Origin of the sequence: Vibrio sp. ABG19, from assembly GCF_029962385.1 — a bacterium.
In the GTDB taxonomy this organism is placed as follows: Bacteria; Pseudomonadota; Gammaproteobacteria; order Enterobacterales; family Vibrionaceae; genus Vibrio; species Vibrio ostreae.
Genome location: NZ_CP071707.1, coordinates 716,511 through 733,438, shown reverse-complemented (window position 1 = coordinate 733,438; position 16,928 = coordinate 716,511). Strand labels below are relative to the sequence as shown.

The following is a 16,928-nucleotide window of genomic DNA, read 5'->3' as shown; positions in this document are numbered from 1 at the left end:
CACGCGGCTCTTTTGCTTTCCGGAAACCTAGGTTGTGTTTACTGCCACCTGGAGTTTATTGCCAGATAATCTGTTGTTCTTCCCTGCGCCATCCATTCCATCCTCTAACCGCCTTTCCAATCAGGCAGAGTCGGTTAGCTACCAGCGTTCAACCAAACTAAACCTATTTATTGAGCTTAAGACATTGCGTGAGAATGGCTGTCTTTATAGGCGCTGATCCACTGGTAAATAATGACGAGCAAAATACACAACGCCAGGGCGATACGGGTCGCCCCCAGAATGCCCTGCCACCCCCAGGTTTGATAGAAAGGCTCCAGAAAGAACACACCTAAGCTGGCACCGGAGTAATAGAACAAACTATAAAGTGCCTGGGCGCTGCCTTTTGATTGGGTCACTTTACGGCCAATCAGGGTACTGGCCTGTGCATGACAGAAGAAGAAACCGACCGACACCATCACCATACCAATCACCATGGTATAAATGTTCGCCCAGCTCATCAGAAAGTTCGCCATCAGCATGATGATAGCGCCAAACGCAACACCCGCGATCTGGCTGTACTTCTTGGCAAATTTACCGGCCAGCGAAGAGCTGGTCGTTCCGCCGAGCAGAGTCAGGAACATCAGACTGCGCACATCACTTGGCAGGTTATACGGAAACTCGCTCAGCACCAGCATCAGGTAATTAGACAAGTTAACAAAAGTGCCGAATGCCAGACCAATCAACAGATAAAGGATCACTAACTGCGGATTTTTCAGATGATAGCCATACGCTTTCAAACACTTACCCACTTTAAGTGGCGCCGGCTTAAAGTGGCGTTGCGCAGGTAACAGATAATAGATGATGGCATACAAAACCAGGCTGAGGCCGGCAATCACATAACCGGCATAGTTCCAGTTGCCCAGATATTCGGTACTCAGGCCACCAAGTAAGCGGCTGCAAATCCCGCCCAGCGTGTTCGATGCCACGTAAAAACCAACCGCACCAGCGAGCCAGCTTTTTCTCAGCTCTTCGCCCATCAGTGGCACCGCCAGCGCCGGCGTCACCGCCAGAAACACACCCTGTAAAAAGCGCAGCGTAAGAAACAGCTGATAGTTGTGCACCAACGGCAAAACCACAGACACCAATAAGCCAATCGCCGTCCCGACCAGCAGCACTTTACAACGACCTATCGCATCCGACACGCTGGCGAAAATAAGCAGTCCTAATCCCATACCCAGCAAAGGTGCAGACATAGCCAGGTTAGCGGCCAGAGAGCTTACCTCAAATTCTTTCTGAATCACGGGCAACAACGGCTGCAACCAATAGATATTGGCAAAGGTGACTATCGAAAATAGACAAACACAAATAACGACTCGGCTGTAATGGGCTGTTTTTTTCACTGCTAACGACTTACTCAGGTGACGGAACAAGGGAACGGGTTACAGCGATAGGGTATCGGTCCATAAGCAATAAAAAAAATATTTTGTATTTATCTGAACCATAGATAAAATTTATACCCTAAGAAAAAACAATGACATCGGCATTCAGTTCAGGTAAGGGATGAACACATATGGAACTCAGACAGTTAAAGCACTTTGTCACTGCCGTGGAACAGGGGTCGATTTCAGCCGCGGCCCGGGTACTCAATCTGGCTCAGCCAGCCATCAGCAGCAGCATCAAAAAGCTTGAACAGGAGCTGAAAACACCGCTGTTCAACCGCCGTGACCGCGGCATCAGTCTGACCAAAGCGGGCAGCGAATTCGTATTGCATGCACGGCAAATATTACGCCAGGCAGACGACGCTAAACTGGCGATGCAAGCCATGGAAGGGTTGGATCAGGGGCAGGTCGATATTGCCGTACCGAGCATGCTGGGCTCCTATTACTTCCCGCCTCTGCTGATGGCCTTTCGCCATCAATATCCCAATATCGATATGAGTATTCAGGACACTGGTACCCGCAATATTCGCCGTATGCTGCTTGATGGCGAGGTTGAACTCGGTGTGGTAGCAAGTAAAGATCTCACTCCGGAACTCGAAAGCGGCCCGTTAATTCGCGAAGAGATGGTCGTCTGTATGTCGGTCGATCACCCGTTGGCCGAAAAAGAGGTCATCGAATATGCCGACTTTCTCTCCCATGATTTGGTGCTGTTCCGCAAGGGCTACTATCACCACATTCTGCTCGATCGTATCTGCCGCAAAGAGAACATCAAGCCACGGGTGGCATTTATCAGTAACCTGTTACCACTGATCAAATCCGTTATCCGCCAGGGCTACGCCATTTCTCCGATGTGGCAGGTTGCCATCCGCGAGGATGACCAGATAGTCACCCGCCCATTTGCCGAAACGTTTGAAATTGATCTGAGCCTGGCCTGGCGCAAAGACAGTTACCTCTCCCGCGCCAACCAGGTATTCCGTGATTTCATTTTAGCTGAGGTGAATGGGCATTAAGGCTTTCCTCACTTACCTTCATACATAAACAGCCAAACCTACCTCTGCTAAGCTTAAGTAACAGATAAAGTTGAGGTAGCAAGAAGGATGAACGCGCTGGAAAAACTGCCATTACATCGCTCTATCAGTGCCAATATCTCGGGGCGGGATCTGTTTATCGGGGATGTGCACGGTGACTTCACTTTGCTGATCCATGCGCTGAAGATGGTTCATTTTGACAAGTACCGCGACCGGGTGTTTGCGGTGGGCGATCTCACTGACCGGGGCAATGACTCCTGGCAGTGTCTGACCCTCGCCAGAGAGAAATGGTTTTATCCGGTATTGGGTAACCATGAAAGCTTCATTCTGCAACGTTACGATGAATCGCCCGACCGGCAAAGCAACTGGCTGCTCAATGGCGGTGAATGGTGGCTACAACTCAGTCCGGCACAACAAGCCCTTGCGCGGGAAATCGTAGTGAGCCAATACAGTCTGACGCTCAGTGTCGCGGTGGGCAATAAGACGATCGGTGTTTTACATGCCGAGTACCCGTATTTCAAATGGCCACCACAGGCTGAGTTTATTGATGAGGAATTGCGCCATCGGATGCTGTGGGGAAGAGACGATATTCTGAGAAGCAGCGCGCAGTTAATTGATAACGTGGACTTTGTCGTGTGCGGACACACACCTCTCGATTGCCCTAAGATCAGAAAAAACAAACTGTTTATCGATACAGGCTCCGGCTACGAACCCAATAATTTTATCCCTGATCCTCGGCTGAGCGTCTGCGAGTTTCATCCGAACGCCATCGAAATACGTTCGTTTAACTTACACGATGAGAAACGCACTGAAATCGAATTGGTCTAGCATGCAGACTTCAACGCTTAGTCATGCGTTAAGGCTTATTCTGGCTGTGTTTCGACTAAACGCACTTTCTTACCTTTCACGTACCACCCGATTTCAGATAATAAGTCTCACCCTTAACAGACAGCAAGGCGCAAAAGACATCACATTTCTCTTGCATGTGAATTAACAAACGATCAATAGTAATACCACTCAGAAATTGTCCTGCCTTGACGTGGAAATGGATATAGTAAAACGTTTTTATCAATGCTTAGTTTTTTTGACTATCACTGTCATTACAATCTTAGTCGTTGATTATATTACTTATCATATTCAGAAAGACGAACAACTGAGATTTAATCAACTTGCCTATGAAGAAGCGGTGCAAGTCGCCGAGCAAATTATCGCGGTATTGAATACGGCGCAGACTTTGCCACAGCCTAAATGTGACTCAGAGACCTTAAATTCTCTCAGAGTACTCACTCACCATAACAGTAAAATTTATGACCTCGGCCTTATCGAAGGCGATACCGTGCTGTGCTCTGCAAACTGGGGCAAACTGGGTCCGATTAAAATTGCTTCCAATAATGAAACTGCATTTTTAAGCTTTGTGTTTTACTCACAAGTCAGTCATCTGTTTCCGACCGATCAAACCTATAGCCTGGTACAAAAAGGTCGGTTTTTCTCTGTCGATGAACCCAATCTCTATGCATCTTTGATAAGACAGCAACCTCATTTCTGGTTTCAAATCAGCACCCATGATGGCCAGCACGTGTTTTATCGTTATCAACCAAACAAATCAAAGAAACTATTATTCCCACCATTAGAAATACATACGAAGTTATGTCATGATGATTACAATTTCTGTGTCTATATTGATAATTACGCTGCAGGGTTAGCGCATTATCCTCCTGGCATATTTTTTGTTTTATTATTCATCGCAGGGTTGTTTGGTCTTATTGCCACCTATGCCTGGTTCAGTTTTTTTCAAAAGCGTAATTCTCTGGAAAGCCGCTTTCGTAAAGCATTAAAAGAGAAAAGCTTAACTATGGAGTACCAACCAGTAATCGCGGTGAATGACCGCCACATTATTGGTGTTGAAAGCTTGGTACGCTGGCATGACAGCAAGTTTGGCCGAGTATCTCCTGAAGTATTTATTGCTATTGCAGAAAAGCTGCATCTTTATCCGAAGTTATCTTATTTTATCGCCGAACACTCGGTTACAGAAATGGCACCGATATTACAGAGGTATCCAACCTTTGCATTGGGCATAAATATTGATACCTATGAAATACAGGATCAGCAATACCTGTCTTACCTGTTTGAACTGGTTCAATGCTACAACATTAATCCGGATCAGATCAAAATCGAGATCACCGAGCGCATTTCTCTGCCACTAACTGAACTGTCGGATTTTTCCCAACGGGCAAAATCGTTCGGTTTTAATGTGGTGCTGGATGATTTCGGCACCGGTGTCGCCAACCTGGTGTGGCTGACCGAGCTCGATTTTGACTTTATCAAAGTAGACCGGATTTTTGTGAACGCATTGAATTACGATGTGAAACGCAAGATGGTTGGGCCGATAATGGAACTGCTCACCAGTTTAAACCGACCAGTGATATTTGAAGGGGTTGAAACCCAGCGCGAACACGACATCATCAAGCAAAACTGCCATTGGGGCTATATTCAGGGTTGGTACTTTTACCGTTCAATGCCGAAATCCGAACTGGACCAACGGCTGGCTAAGCAAGCGTTAACGCCCGGGATTCATAATGGCCCACAGACACCAAATCTGGCGCAACTCAAAGCAAATTAATAACCGCCGATCTTTTTACTCACTTTATTTACCGCCCTACCTGGGTGCTCTTGGCTATGCTTAAAACAACACAAAAAAGCAACCGAGGCACTGATGAAAAAGCCATTACAAGTGGTAGTAACCGGAGGCCCTGGCGGCGGTAAAACCACCGCTTTGGATCTGTTTCGACGCGAGCTGGGAAAGCAGATCGTTGTGGTCCCCGAAGCGGCAACGCTGCTGTTTTCAGGCGGCGTAACCCGCTGTAATAACGAGCAGGCGATAAAAATGGTGCAGAAAACCATTTTTCAGCTGCAGAGAAACCTGGAAGATATTCATAAGCTGCAGTATCCGGACCGTTTATTAGTCTGTGATCGTGGCTCTCTCGATGGCCTCGCCTATTGGCCCAATTCGGAAAGTGACTTCTTCAAGCAGGTTAACTCCACTTTCGAGAAAGAGATCGCCCGCTACGACGCCGTGATCTTTTTTGAGTCAGCCGCGGCTTCGGGTAAAGACATCAGCAGCAATAATCCAACCCGTAATGAATCTCTGGCTCAGGCGGCCAAGCTGGATAAAAAGTTACAGCGTATCTGGTCACGCCATCCACACTTTTATTTTGTCGGCAGCTCCGAATCCTTTGTCAGAAAAATCATGTTCGGCATTATGACGCTGGAGAATGTGATTAATCGCTACCCTGCGCCTTAAGCGGGTTCAAGCGGATTTGTGGCAAAGCATGTTAGAACGACATCCTATATAATTCGTGACTTCACTTTCCTTTACAACTGCGGATCATCATTATGTGTCAAACGGTGCCAACCCATCTCGATCAATATTTTCAGCTCGCCTGCGATACCACCATCGAAGGTTTGAGAAAAGGCACCGGCGGCCCATTTGGCGCCACATTAGTACGCAACGGTGAAGTCATTTGTGTGGTCGGTAATACGGTGTTGGAACAAACCGATATTCCCGGCCCTGCCGGAAAGTATGCAGGGTAGCGGCACGGATCAAAACGGGATGGAATCGGTCGGCAAAGTCTACCGCGACGCCCGCAGCGGTAAGCTGATCTTAATCGGCAATTAACGGCGACGATCAATCGGCATCAGCCTTAGGAAGACATCAAGAACAGGGGCAGGATGTTATGTCATGCTGCCCCTGTTCTAAGCCCTGTTTTGGCGACCACATCCCAGCCGAGGCGTGGTCGCCCAACCAATATCCATAACTATTAAGAGGTTAAAGTTTTTTATTAATTAGCTGACCTAATAATACCATTCAGATAAAACCACTAATTATCATTGTCCATTCGTTTATAATCCCAGTAAATTCAATAACTATCATAGTTATTTATTGCAATGATGTTGGGCACGTTTCAAACCAAAGTCAGTCAGGTAAAGGCTATCATTAATGGTCAGCTGGTTTTTAAATCAGAAATCAATACGTTAACGATTGCCGGACAAGATTATATCCTGGGTGAAAATGAAAGCCGGTTACTACACTTTTTTATCCTTAATCCACATCGCAGTATCAGTCGCGATGAGCTGTATGATTACGTCTGGAAAGCAAGAGGCTTTGAGGTCGATGATTCCAGCCTGACCCAGGCGGTATCGACGCTGCGTAAGAACCTGCGTGATTCCGCCAGAAGTCCGAAATGTATCCGCACCGAACCTAAAATAGGTTATCGATTTATCGCGGACGTAACTATTGTCGAACCTGATGTACGTTCACTGGCAGAGGATGACGCCGGTCAGCCGTTGTCAGAGGTCGTTGCGCCGCAGATGAGCGCTCAGCCACGGGTCACAAAACCTGCGCTACAAAATAACAGCGGCGCCACTCCGCCTGCACCCGAATGCCAGATAACGCTGGGCACAGCAGAGGCGGCCACAATCGCCGCTAATAACAAAGTTACCCGTCTGTTTTTTCTGTCACTGATTACCTTGCTGTTGCTGATCTCGACGCTGATTTCGATGAACGTCAATAACTCGCGCTATGTGCTGTTTTACCTGCTCGATCTGCTGCAATAACTGGTAAGCACAAGCAGACTCAGCAACGAGAACTGGCAACTTCAATCTTAGCCATTACCGCTTCAAGACGAGCCAAATCAGCAGCTGCCCTTAGCATCAACTTAATCAGAATAACGCAATTTTAAATGGTCTTCGCTGCCTTGATTAGATAGGATAATCATCATGAGTTAATAAGAAATACTAATAAATGATTCGCGAAAACTTTAATGATCTCTACGCCTTTGTCATTGTGGCGCAGGAAAGAAGCTTTACCAAGGCGGCAGCTAAGCTCGGTGTGACTCAGTCAGCCTTAAGCCAAACCATTCGTTCACTGGAAGAACGCCTCAATATTCGTTTACTGGCCCGCACCACGCGCAGCGTATCGCCGACCGCAGCGGGTGAAAAACTGATGGGCTCCTTAGAGCAGCATTTCAGCGACATTTCTTCTCATGTGTCTGAGTTATCTATTTTCAAAGATACGCCGGTCGGTAACATTCGCCTCACCTGTGGCGAACACGCATTCGACAGCGTAATTTACGCTAAACTGGCTAAATTTATTGCCCAGTACCCAGACATTCATGTCGAAGTGCACATGGACAACACCTTGACTAATATCGTCGATCAACGTTTTGATGCCGGTATCCGATTGGGTGACATGGTTGAAAAAGATATGATCGCAATACCAGTCGGCCCGCCGATGCGTGTGGCCGTGGTCGGCTCGCCCGATTACTTCACCCGTTTTGATAAACCGACACAGCCGAAAGATCTGCTCGAACATTCCTGCCTCAATCTGCGCCTGCCGACATCCGGCGGTAATCTGATCTGGGAATTTGACCATAACGGACAAACGATCAACATCCGTCCCAAAGGTCAGCTGACGTTCAATACTTATATGCCAATTGTCCGCTCAGCCCTATCCGGACTTGGCCTGGCATACTTAACCGAAGACATCGTCGATGAATACGTCGAACGCGGTGAACTGGTCAAAGTGCTGCAAGAGTGGTGCGATCCGTTTCCCGGCTACTACCTCTATTACCCGAGCCGTAAACAACCGTTGCATGCCTTCAAGCTGTTGATTGAGGCATTGCGCCACGACTAAACAGTGCTCGAAACAATGAAAAAAGGCCCTTAATTCGCTGTGAATTAAGGGCCTTTTTATTCGCTCAAACAATTTTAATTTGGTGTAAGACTCGGCTTTCGTTGACGCTTGGCCGTCATCATCATGTAGAACAGCGGAGTAAACAGCAGGCCAAACAAGGTTACACCAATCATACCAGAGAACACGGCAATGCCCATCACGTGGCGCATCTCAGCGCCGGCGCCTGTTGCGGTAATCAACGGCACAACACCCGCGGTAAAGGCAATCGACGTCATCAGGATTGGACGCAGACGCAGACGACATGCTGCCAGAATCGCGTCCAGACGGGAGCTGCCACTCATTTGCGTATCCCGGGCAAACTCTACCATCAGGATGGAGTTCTTACACGCCAGTGCCACCAATACAATCAGGGCAATACCGGTGAAGATGTTGTTATCACCGCCAGTCAGCCACACACCGGTCAGGGCCGACAAAATCGTCATCGGCACAATCAGAATAATTGACAACGGCAGACGCAGGCTCTCGTACTGAGCAGCCAGAATCATGTACACCAGCAGTACCACCAGCGGGAAAACATACACCATGGTGTTACCAGCCAGGATTTGCTGATACGTCACTTCCGTCCACTCGAATGTCATGCCATCTTCCAGCTCACTGTTGAGCACACGTTCAATCGCCGCCTGAGCCTGATCCGAACTGTAACCCGGTGCCGGACTACCATTCAGCTCAGCGCTCGGAAAGCCGTTGTAGTGCATGACACGATCCGGGCCCGTCGTTGCTGTCACGCGCAGAACAGAGCCCAGTGGCACCATATCACCGTTAGCGTTACGCACTTTCAGGCGCAGAATCTGTTGTGGATCGACACGATAGCGCGCGTCCGCTTGTGCATTCACCTGATAAGTTTTACCCAGCATGTTGAAGTCATTCACATACATAGAGCCCAGGTAAACCTGCAGCGTATCAAACACTTCGTCCAGCGGGATGCCTTGAATCAGTGCCTGTTCACGGTCGACATCGATATCCATCTGTGGCACCTGAATACGGAAACTGGAGAACAGACCAACCAGTTCAGGCTGTTGCTGCGCTTTAGTAATCACACGTTGCAGGTTATCAAACAGTGCCTCAAAACCCAGGTTGCCGCGGTCTTCAATTTGCAGTTTGAAGCCACCGGTACTGCCCAGACCAAGAATCGGCGGTGGCGGGAATACGGCCACAAAGGCTTCATCAATTGCTGAATATTGCTGGTTGAGAGATGCCACGATCGCATTGGCGGACTTATCTGCACTTTCTCGCTGGTCAAAATCGTCCAGCATCACAAACACAATACCGCTGTTGGTACTGTTGGTGAAACCATTCACAGACAGACCAGGGAACGATAACGTATCGGCAACTCCCGGCGTCTTCAGCGCCATCTGCTCCATACGGGCAACCACGGCCTGTGAACGATCCAGACTGGATGCATCCGGCAATTGAGCCACCGCTACCAGGTACTGCTTATCCTGCATCGGGATAAAGCCGCCCGGAACAGAATCAAACAGTTTCGCTGTAGTCAAAAGCAGTCCTAGGTAGATAATCCCGATCACCGCACCCAAACGGATAATACGTTTTACGCCTTGTTCGTATTTATTGGCACCCGCGTCAAACAAGCGGTTAAACGGCTTGAACAACCAGCGGCCAAACAGACGATCCATACCGCGCGTCAGAAGATCCGGCTTATCGTGATGACCTTTCAGTAACAGGGCTGACAGCGCCGGAGAAAGAGTCAGTGAGTTGAAAGCCGAGATCACAGTTGAAACGGTAATTGTCAGCGCGAACTGCTTATAGAACTGTCCACTCAGACCCTGAATAAATGCGGTCGGAATAAATACCGCACACAGCACCAGCGCAATCGCAATAATGGGGCCGGTTACCTCCTCCATCGCTTTTTTGGTCGCTTCAAGCGGATTCAGGCCAAGCCCGATATTACGCTCAACGTTTTCCACCACCACGATGGCGTCATCGACCACGATACCGATAGCCAGCACCAGACCAAACAGCGACAGGGTGTTAATCGAAACCCCGAGCCAGTTCATCACTGCAAAAGTACCAATCAGAGAAACCGGCACCGCGATCAGAGGAATAATAGACGCACGCCAGGTCTGTAGGAACAGGATCACCACCAGCACCACCAGCACAATCGCTTCCACCAGTGTATGCACTACCCCTTCAATCGAACCACGTACAAAAACGGTCGGATCATAAGCGATACGGTACTGGACACCGCTCGGAAACGATTTTTCCATCTCATCCATGGTCGCACGAACCTGATTAGACAGCTCAATCGCGTTCGAGCCGGGACGCTGAAAAATACCCAGACCGACCGCTGATTTACCGTTCAGCATCGCGCGCAGCGCATAGCTGTCTTCACCCAGTTCAACCCGGGCCACATCTTTCAGACGAGTAATCGCCCCACTGTCATCGACACGGACCACAATGTTTTCAAACTCTTCCGGTGACTGCAGACGACCTTTGACATTGAGCAGATACTGGAACTGATTATCCAGCGGCACAGGTTGCGCGCCCAGTGTACCGGCTGCCACTTGACGGTTTTGCTGCTGCACAGCATGCACCACATCCATCGCTGTCATCTGACGCGAAGCGAGCTGATCCGGGTTAAGCCACAGACGCATTGAGTATTCGCCGGCGCCAAACATTTGCACCTGTCCGACACCTGGCAGACGCAGCAGGTTATCCTGTACGTTCAGGCTGGCATAGTTCGACAGATAATTGGCCGGACGCGAGCCGTCTTCTGAGATAAGATGAACCACCATCACCAGGTTTGGTGACGATTTCTCAGCAATGACACCCAGTCGCTGCACTTCTTGCGGCAGACGAGGCAGAGCACTGCTGACCCGGTTTTGTACCGCAACCTGCGCTTTATCCAGATCAGTGCCGAGAGAAAACGTAATGGTCAGCGTCATGGTGCCGTCAGAAGTTGCCTGGGATGACATGTACAACATGTTTTCCAGACCGTTCATTTCATCTTCTAGCGGCCCGGATACCGTTTCACCGATCACCTTAGGGTTAGCGCCCGGATAACTGGCGGTCACCACTACAGTCGGCGGAACCACCTCCGGGTATTCACTGATTGGCAGGTTAAACAGTGATATCGCACCGCCTACCAGGATCAGCAGGGACAGCATGGCCGCAAAAATCGGCCGCTGTATAAAAAAGTGACTAAATTTCATCCGCAATAACCTACTTACTGTACTTGCTTGGCCACAACCTGTTCGAGTTGTGAATCGATATCGACCACTTGAGGCGTGACTGGCATACCTGGCTGGACTTTAGCCGGACCGTTAAGTACCACCAGTTCGTCAGGCTTAAGACCCTTGGTCACGATACGCAGAGAACCAACACGATCACCCAGTTCCACCTGGCGGTACTCAATCACACCATCACTGTTGACCACATAAACAAAACGGTTAGCAAGGTCAGTACCGATGGATTTATCCGGCACCATCAGTTTCAGTGCGTCAGCCTGAGTATCGTTCAAACGGATACGAACGAACGAGCCAGGACGCAGCGCTTGTTCAGCATTGTCAAAACGGGCACGAATGCGCAGCGTACCGGTCGCGCTGTTAACCTGGTTATCGATAAAGTCAACCACACCAGGATAGCTATGACTGGTATCACCATTCAGCACCGCGTCAACCGGGGTATGACTGTCGGCAGTTACATTGGCAAAATGCGCGTTCCAGGTACGCTCATCCACATCGAAATACGCTTGCAGTACATCGGTTGAGACCAGCGACGTCAGGATGGTACTACCCGCCTGAACATAGTTACCCTCGGTAACATAGGCACTGGAAATTCGCCCGCTGATCGGTGCTTTGATCTGGGTGTAGCTCAGATTTAACTTCGCGGTTTCCAGCTGCGCTTTCACCGACGAGAGTTCAGCCTGACGCTGGGTTGCCAGATACATGCGCTGCTCTGCCTGTTCAATTGGCATCGCTTTGGTTGAGCTGAGGCGTTTAGCACGCTCCGCTTCTGACTGAGCCTGAGTCAGTGCAACACGTGCCGCCTGGTATTCAGATTCCAGGCGCTGCATTTCAGCCAGAAATGGTTTGTCGTCGATTTGGAACAACAAATCACCGGCTTGCACGCTACTGCCTTCTGTGAATACGACTTTATCCATCACGCCATTAACGCGAGGACGGAGCTCAACGTTCTGCGGGGTTTCCAGACGTGTGGTGTACAGAAATGGTTGCTGATAAGAAATCTGGTGTACTGCCACAACATCTGTTGCCATCGGTGCAACGGCCTGAGCATTGTTACCGGATGAAGATTCACCGGGTGAAGAGTCCGCCTGTGCGTAACAACCAGCCAACATCGCCGCGATTAACGCGGTTGAGACCAGACGATAGGACATATGAGTATTCTCCGATTTTGAGCTGCACTTTGAGTGTTATCTGACACAGTTCTCACTATGTCATTTAGGACGGAGCACTATACCGACTTCACACTTTTTTATTAGTCCTCTATTTGTGATTAACTTTATTAGAAAAACTTATTAATCAAGCATGATTATTGAGCAAAATTACATCAAAATGGTGAATAACAAACCAGGTTGTTGAATTATTTATCAAATCACCGGGTTCACTACGGTGCAGGAGTCAAAATGGCTGCGCTTGGCAGCAAGCCACAAAAAAGCCACTCATCGAGTGGCTTTTTTACTATCAGACTGATTGATTGAGGATTACTGGACGCTGTCCAGCCATTTATCCGACTTAAACCATTTATCGTAAATACGCTGATAGGTGCCGTCACCTTTAATTTGCTGCAGGTAGTTGTTGAGGAAGTTAAGGAAATCCGGATCGCCCTTACGCACCGCCCAGCCCAGCGGCTCAAAAGTAAATGACTCATCTAAGTGAATCACTTTACCCTTATGCTGCGCTTCATACAGCGCGTTGTAAGGCAGATCGTACACAAATGCGTCCGCTTTACCGTTCGCGACTTGCAGCGCGGCATCAGCCGAGGTGTCATACAGATCAATCTTAGCCGCTGACAGATACTTTTTGGCCGCTTCTGCGCCAGTCGTCCCCAACTGAGTCGATACTGTGTATTTGCCGTTGTTTAAATCACGGTAAGAATTGACTTTACCTGCCAGCTCAGGCGCGATAAGCACCGTTTGTCCAACCTGAGTATAAGGGTTAGCAAAGTTGACACTCAGGTTACGCTCCGCGGTAATGGTCATCCCACCGATAAAATCACATTTACCCGTTTTCAGCGCAGGCACAATCCCGTCCCACGCGGTATTGACCGGCACAAACTTCACATTCATTGAACGAGCCATATGCTTGGCCAGATCAAGATCAAAGCCAACATAACGACCATTCTTGTCTGTCATTTCAAACGGGATATAACCCGATTCAAAACAAAACTTCAGTTCGCCTGATTTTAAAATGCCTTCCAACGCCGGCTCAGTCGCCATCGCATTGGCAGAAGAAAAAAGAGTAACAATCGTCACCGCTGACGCCAGTGCGCCGCGAACTCCCTGCTTAATAAATTGTAACTTCATCAATATACATCCACGTCTTTGTTATTTTAAGTGATCTACAGTAGCAACGGCTGCCAACTGTAAGAAATAGGGATAATGAAGAGTTATACACATTTATCAAAGGATAATTCTTCATAACATATTCCAACCATTGAAAAATGGCGATTATTTAGCCGCAGTTTAGTCACTTCATCTAGCCGGCGAGCCGTCATTCAGAATAAGCAGACTTGTTAAAGACATCTCTGACACTAACGAGAATGAGTGCCGGACCGAATCATCGCGAATAGACGCTCACCAGACTACTCTTGAATCTGCGCCGCGATTCGCTCGCACAGGAGCTTCAGAGCCTGCTTGCGTGGCTGATCGAGCTCAAATGACGCATTTAAGCGAATGCAGTGATTGAACTCATCGGTCAGGGCGAACATTTTGCCCGGCGCAATACTAACATTGTCACGGAGCAGCGCCTGATAGATAACCATCGCATCGATGCGTTTGGGCAGCTCCAGCCACAGAAAATACCCACCGCCCTGGTTGAGCACTTTTACCTCATCCGGCAATAGCGAGCTCAGCAGTTGCGCCATTTTCGCTTTGCGATCATGCAGCTTTTTGCGCAGTTGCCTGAGGTGCGATTCATAATTTCGGCTGGTCAGGTAATGCACCAGCGTTCTCTGGATTGGCGCACTGGTTGCGAGCGTACTCATCAGTTGCAGCTTTTGAATCTCAACAGCACGCTTGCCAGCTGCGACCCAGCCGATACGCAGCCCAGCCACCAGCGATTTAGAAAATGATGAGCACAGCATGGTGTTACCGCTGTTATCGAACGTGCGCATCGCGGTAAGCGGCTCATTGCCATGATACAACTCGCTGTATACATCATCTTCAATCAATGCAACCTGATAACGCTGCAGCCGCTCAACAATACGCTGCTTTTTATCATTGCTCAGGGTGAAACCGAGCGGATTCTGATGATTCGACATCAGCCAGCACGCTTTCACATCATGCGATTGGAGTGCTCTTTCCAGCGAGTCCAGGTCAATACCGGTTTGCGGGTCTGTGCGGACCGACAACGCTTTCAAACCGAGGCGTTGCAGTGACTGCAGCGCGCCGTAAAAGGTTGGCGACTCCACCACCACCCAGTCACCGGGCCGGGTGCAAGCCTGCAAACTGAGATTAAGCGCTTCCAGCGCGCCGGCGGTGATAACAATTTCATCCGGCGCCACGGCAATCCCTTTGGCCGCATAGCGCTTAGCAATCAGCGTTCGCAGCTCTTGATTACCCGGCGGCAGATTATCAAAAGAGTTGGACACCGGCATACTGCGCGCCGCCGCAGCCAAAGCGCGGGTGACGTGGTAACGCGGATATAAACCAGGATCAGGGTAGGCAAAACCAAAATTAACCATGTGCGGATTTTTACCCGCCTGCAGCACATCAAAGATAAACTCGTTGATATCGACCTGTTCAGTACCAGACACCGCGGCAGGCACGGGATGAAGCTCACTGGTCACCAAACGCGGCGCGACTTTATACCCCGACCGTGCCTGAGAAATGAGCCAACCCTGCGATTCAAGTAACTGGTAAGCGTGCAACACCGTCATCAGGCTCAGACCACTGTGCTCAGCCTGCTTACGCAGTGACGGCAGCTTGTCCCCCGCCCGCCACACACCCGACTGAATTTGCCGTTTTAACTGCTCTACTAAATCCTGATACTTCGCCAATGCTGCCACCTGTTTACGCTAACTGGTAAAAACAATAACACAACAACTTTAAAACTGTTATACCTTAATCGCTCCGTTCTGTATCTACCCGCTCCTGGCACAAGCTTTTACCCTAGCTTACCCAACACAATAATTAAGCTCGAAGGAATTTTATGTTCGGTCTCGACGCATTTATGCTTGCCCGGATACAGTTTGCTTTTACTGTGTCTTTTCACATTATTTTTCCCGCCATCACCATCGGACTCGCAACCTATCTCGCGGTTCTGGAAGGACTATGGCTCAAAAGCCGTCAGCCGGAATACAAAACGCTGTACCACTTCTGGTCGAAAATTTTTGCCGTTAACTTCGGCATGGGCGTGGTATCGGGCCTGGTCATGGCTTATCAGTTCGGCACGAACTGGAGTGGTTTTGCCGATTTCGCTGGCAGCATCACCGGCCCGCTACTGACTTATGAAGTGTTAACCGCGTTCTTCCTGGAAGCGGGCTTTTTGGGCGTTATGCTATTTGGCTGGCACCGGGTTGGCGAAAAACTGCATTTCTTCGCCACTTGCATGGTTGCACTAGGTACCATTATCTCGACCTTCTGGATCTTAGCCTCCAACAGCTGGATGCATACCCCGCAAGGCTTTGATCTGGTTGATGGCCGCGCCGTGCCGGCTGATTGGTTTGCCATCATCTTCAACCCGTCCTTCCCTTACCGTTTAGCGCACATGGGTATTGCGGCATTTCTGAGTACCGCGCTATTTGTCGGCTCCGCTGCCGCCTGGCATCTGCTCAACAACTGCCGTACGCCAGCAGTGAAGAGGATGTTCTCAATGTCACTGGGCATGCTGGTGATTGTTGCCCCGCTGCAGGCGCTGATTGGTGACGTACATGGATTGAACACTCTGCAATATCAGCCAGCCAAAATTGCGGCGATTGAAGGCCACTGGTCCAATGCTAATGGTGAACCTACACCATTGATCCTGTTTGGTCTGCCGAACATGGAGCAGGAACGGACCGACTACGCGTTAGAGATCCCGCTACTCGGTAGCCTGATCCTGCGTCACAGCCTGAGCGAGCCGATCCCGGCGCTGCAAGACTTTCCTATTGATGAACGCCCGTATTCACCGGTCATTTTCTGGTCGTTTCGCCTCATGGTCGCGCTCGGGATGCTAATGATCCTGCAAGGCGTTTACAGCCTGTGGTTACGACGCAAAAACGCGCTCTACTCCACCCGCTGGTTCCTGAAATTTTCTGTTGTGATGGGACCGGCTGGTCTTATCGCGATTCTCGCCGGCTGGTTCACCACCGAAATCGGCCGCCAGCCCTGGGTGGTGTACGGGCTGCAAAAAACCACCGATGCCGTCTCGGCACACGGCGAATTGCAGATGAGCATCAGCCTGATAGCTTTTCTGGTGATCTACAGCGCCGTGTTCGGCTTTGGTTACTACTACATGATCCATCAGATCAAGCAAGGCCCCGATCTGCCTGAGCCTGACGACATGCATGAGATCAGCACCATTTCAGGTCGTATTTAACGCCCGCAGAGAACGC

General features: G+C 49.5%; 13 protein-coding genes. 8 read left to right on the top strand and 5 right to left on the bottom strand.

All coding sequences use genetic code 11. The features are described 5' to 3' along the window. Positions 1-176: 176 nt before the first annotated feature. A complete protein-coding gene (locus tag J0X00_RS03250) occupies positions 177-1,379 on the bottom strand; it encodes an MFS transporter (RefSeq protein ID WP_136487391.1) in 1,203 nt (400 codons plus the stop codon). A 170-nt stretch (positions 1,380-1,549) separates the two neighbouring features. Between J0X00_RS03250 and J0X00_RS03245 the strand changes: the two genes are divergently transcribed. From J0X00_RS03245 to J0X00_RS03215, 7 genes are all read left to right on the top strand, one after another. Beyond that, positions 1,550-2,428 carry a LysR family transcriptional regulator gene (locus tag J0X00_RS03245; RefSeq protein ID WP_136487392.1) on the top strand — a complete coding sequence of 293 codons (879 nt, stop codon included), beginning with the start codon at positions 1,550-1,552 and terminating at the stop codon, positions 2,426-2,428. A gap of 87 nt (positions 2,429-2,515) precedes the next feature. Further along, a complete protein-coding gene (locus tag J0X00_RS03240; RefSeq protein WP_282476293.1) occupies positions 2,516-3,274 on the top strand; it encodes a metallophosphoesterase in 759 nt (252 codons plus the stop codon). Between the two features lie 217 nt (positions 3,275-3,491). Further along, complete coding sequence (locus tag J0X00_RS03235) at positions 3,492-5,066, top strand: EAL domain-containing protein (protein ID WP_282476292.1); 1,575 nt, start codon at positions 3,492-3,494, stop codon at positions 5,064-5,066. A 93-nt stretch (positions 5,067-5,159) separates the two neighbouring features. After that, positions 5,160-5,747, top strand: coding sequence for an AAA family ATPase (locus J0X00_RS03230; RefSeq protein WP_136487395.1), 588 nt, complete (start codon positions 5,160-5,162; stop codon positions 5,745-5,747). A gap of 92 nt (positions 5,748-5,839) precedes the next feature. Then, positions 5,840-6,037: a hypothetical protein gene (locus tag J0X00_RS03225; RefSeq protein ID WP_282476291.1), complete on the top strand. Its 198-nt coding sequence runs from the start codon at positions 5,840-5,842 to the stop codon at positions 6,035-6,037. A 354-nt stretch (positions 6,038-6,391) separates the two neighbouring features. Beyond that, positions 6,392-7,060, top strand: coding sequence for a transcriptional regulator (locus J0X00_RS03220; protein ID WP_282476290.1), 669 nt, complete (start codon positions 6,392-6,394; stop codon positions 7,058-7,060). Positions 7,061-7,247: 187 nt separating this feature from the next. Continuing rightward, the gene (locus tag J0X00_RS03215) at positions 7,248-8,138 is read left to right on the top strand and encodes a LysR family transcriptional regulator (RefSeq protein ID WP_282476289.1); all 891 of its coding nucleotides are present in this window, start codon (positions 7,248-7,250) and stop codon (positions 8,136-8,138) included. 74 nt (positions 8,139-8,212) lie between these two features. Here the strand turns inward: J0X00_RS03215 and J0X00_RS03210 are convergent, their stop codons facing one another. The 4 genes from J0X00_RS03210 to J0X00_RS03195 all read right to left on the bottom strand — a co-directional run bounded on the left by J0X00_RS03210 (position 8,213) and on the right by J0X00_RS03195 (position 15,392). Further along, positions 8,213-11,365: a multidrug efflux RND transporter permease subunit gene (locus tag J0X00_RS03210; protein WP_282476288.1), complete on the bottom strand. Its 3,153-nt coding sequence runs from the start codon at positions 11,363-11,365 to the stop codon at positions 8,213-8,215. A 14-nt stretch (positions 11,366-11,379) separates the two neighbouring features. Further along, positions 11,380-12,549, bottom strand: a complete 1,170-nt coding sequence (locus J0X00_RS03205; protein WP_282476287.1) for an efflux RND transporter periplasmic adaptor subunit — start codon at positions 12,547-12,549, stop codon at positions 11,380-11,382. Positions 12,550-12,876: 327 nt separating this feature from the next. Next, positions 12,877-13,611, bottom strand: coding sequence for a transporter substrate-binding domain-containing protein (locus tag J0X00_RS03200; RefSeq protein WP_240798216.1), 735 nt, complete (start codon positions 13,609-13,611; stop codon positions 12,877-12,879). A gap of 365 nt (positions 13,612-13,976) precedes the next feature. Next, positions 13,977-15,392: a PLP-dependent aminotransferase family protein gene (locus tag J0X00_RS03195; protein WP_282476286.1), complete on the bottom strand. Its 1,416-nt coding sequence runs from the start codon at positions 15,390-15,392 to the stop codon at positions 13,977-13,979. A 152-nt stretch (positions 15,393-15,544) separates the two neighbouring features. Between J0X00_RS03195 and J0X00_RS03190 the strand changes: the two genes are divergently transcribed. After that, positions 15,545-16,912, top strand: a complete 1,368-nt coding sequence (locus tag J0X00_RS03190) for a cytochrome ubiquinol oxidase subunit I (protein ID WP_282476285.1) — start codon at positions 15,545-15,547, stop codon at positions 16,910-16,912. Positions 16,913-16,928: the final 16 nt, after the last annotated feature.

What these genes read in the sequence shown, in the direction of transcription:
- J0X00_RS03245 (WP_136487392.1), top strand. Translation starts at nt 1,550, where the DNA reads ATGGAACTCAGACAGTTAAAGCACTTTGTCACTGCCGTGGAACAGGGG.
- J0X00_RS03210 (WP_282476288.1), bottom strand. Translation starts at nt 11,365, where the DNA reads ATGAAATTTAGTCACTTTTTTATACAGCGGCCGATTTTTGCGGCCATG.
- J0X00_RS03220 (WP_282476290.1), top strand. Translation starts at nt 6,392, where the DNA reads ATGATGTTGGGCACGTTTCAAACCAAAGTCAGTCAGGTAAAGGCTATC.
- J0X00_RS03230 (WP_136487395.1), top strand. Translation starts at nt 5,160, where the DNA reads ATGAAAAAGCCATTACAAGTGGTAGTAACCGGAGGCCCTGGCGGCGGT.
- J0X00_RS03190 (WP_282476285.1), top strand. Translation starts at nt 15,545, where the DNA reads ATGTTCGGTCTCGACGCATTTATGCTTGCCCGGATACAGTTTGCTTTT.
- J0X00_RS03200 (WP_240798216.1), bottom strand. Translation starts at nt 13,611, where the DNA reads ATGGCGACTGAGCCGGCGTTGGAAGGCATTTTAAAATCAGGCGAACTG.
- J0X00_RS03225 (WP_282476291.1), top strand. Translation starts at nt 5,840, where the DNA reads ATGTGTCAAACGGTGCCAACCCATCTCGATCAATATTTTCAGCTCGCC.
- J0X00_RS03240 (WP_282476293.1), top strand. Translation starts at nt 2,516, where the DNA reads ATGAACGCGCTGGAAAAACTGCCATTACATCGCTCTATCAGTGCCAAT.
- J0X00_RS03235 (WP_282476292.1), top strand. Translation starts at nt 3,492, where the DNA reads ATGGATATAGTAAAACGTTTTTATCAATGCTTAGTTTTTTTGACTATC.
- J0X00_RS03205 (WP_282476287.1), bottom strand. Translation starts at nt 12,549, where the DNA reads ATGTCCTATCGTCTGGTCTCAACCGCGTTAATCGCGGCGATGTTGGCT.
- J0X00_RS03215 (WP_282476289.1), top strand. Translation starts at nt 7,248, where the DNA reads ATGATTCGCGAAAACTTTAATGATCTCTACGCCTTTGTCATTGTGGCG.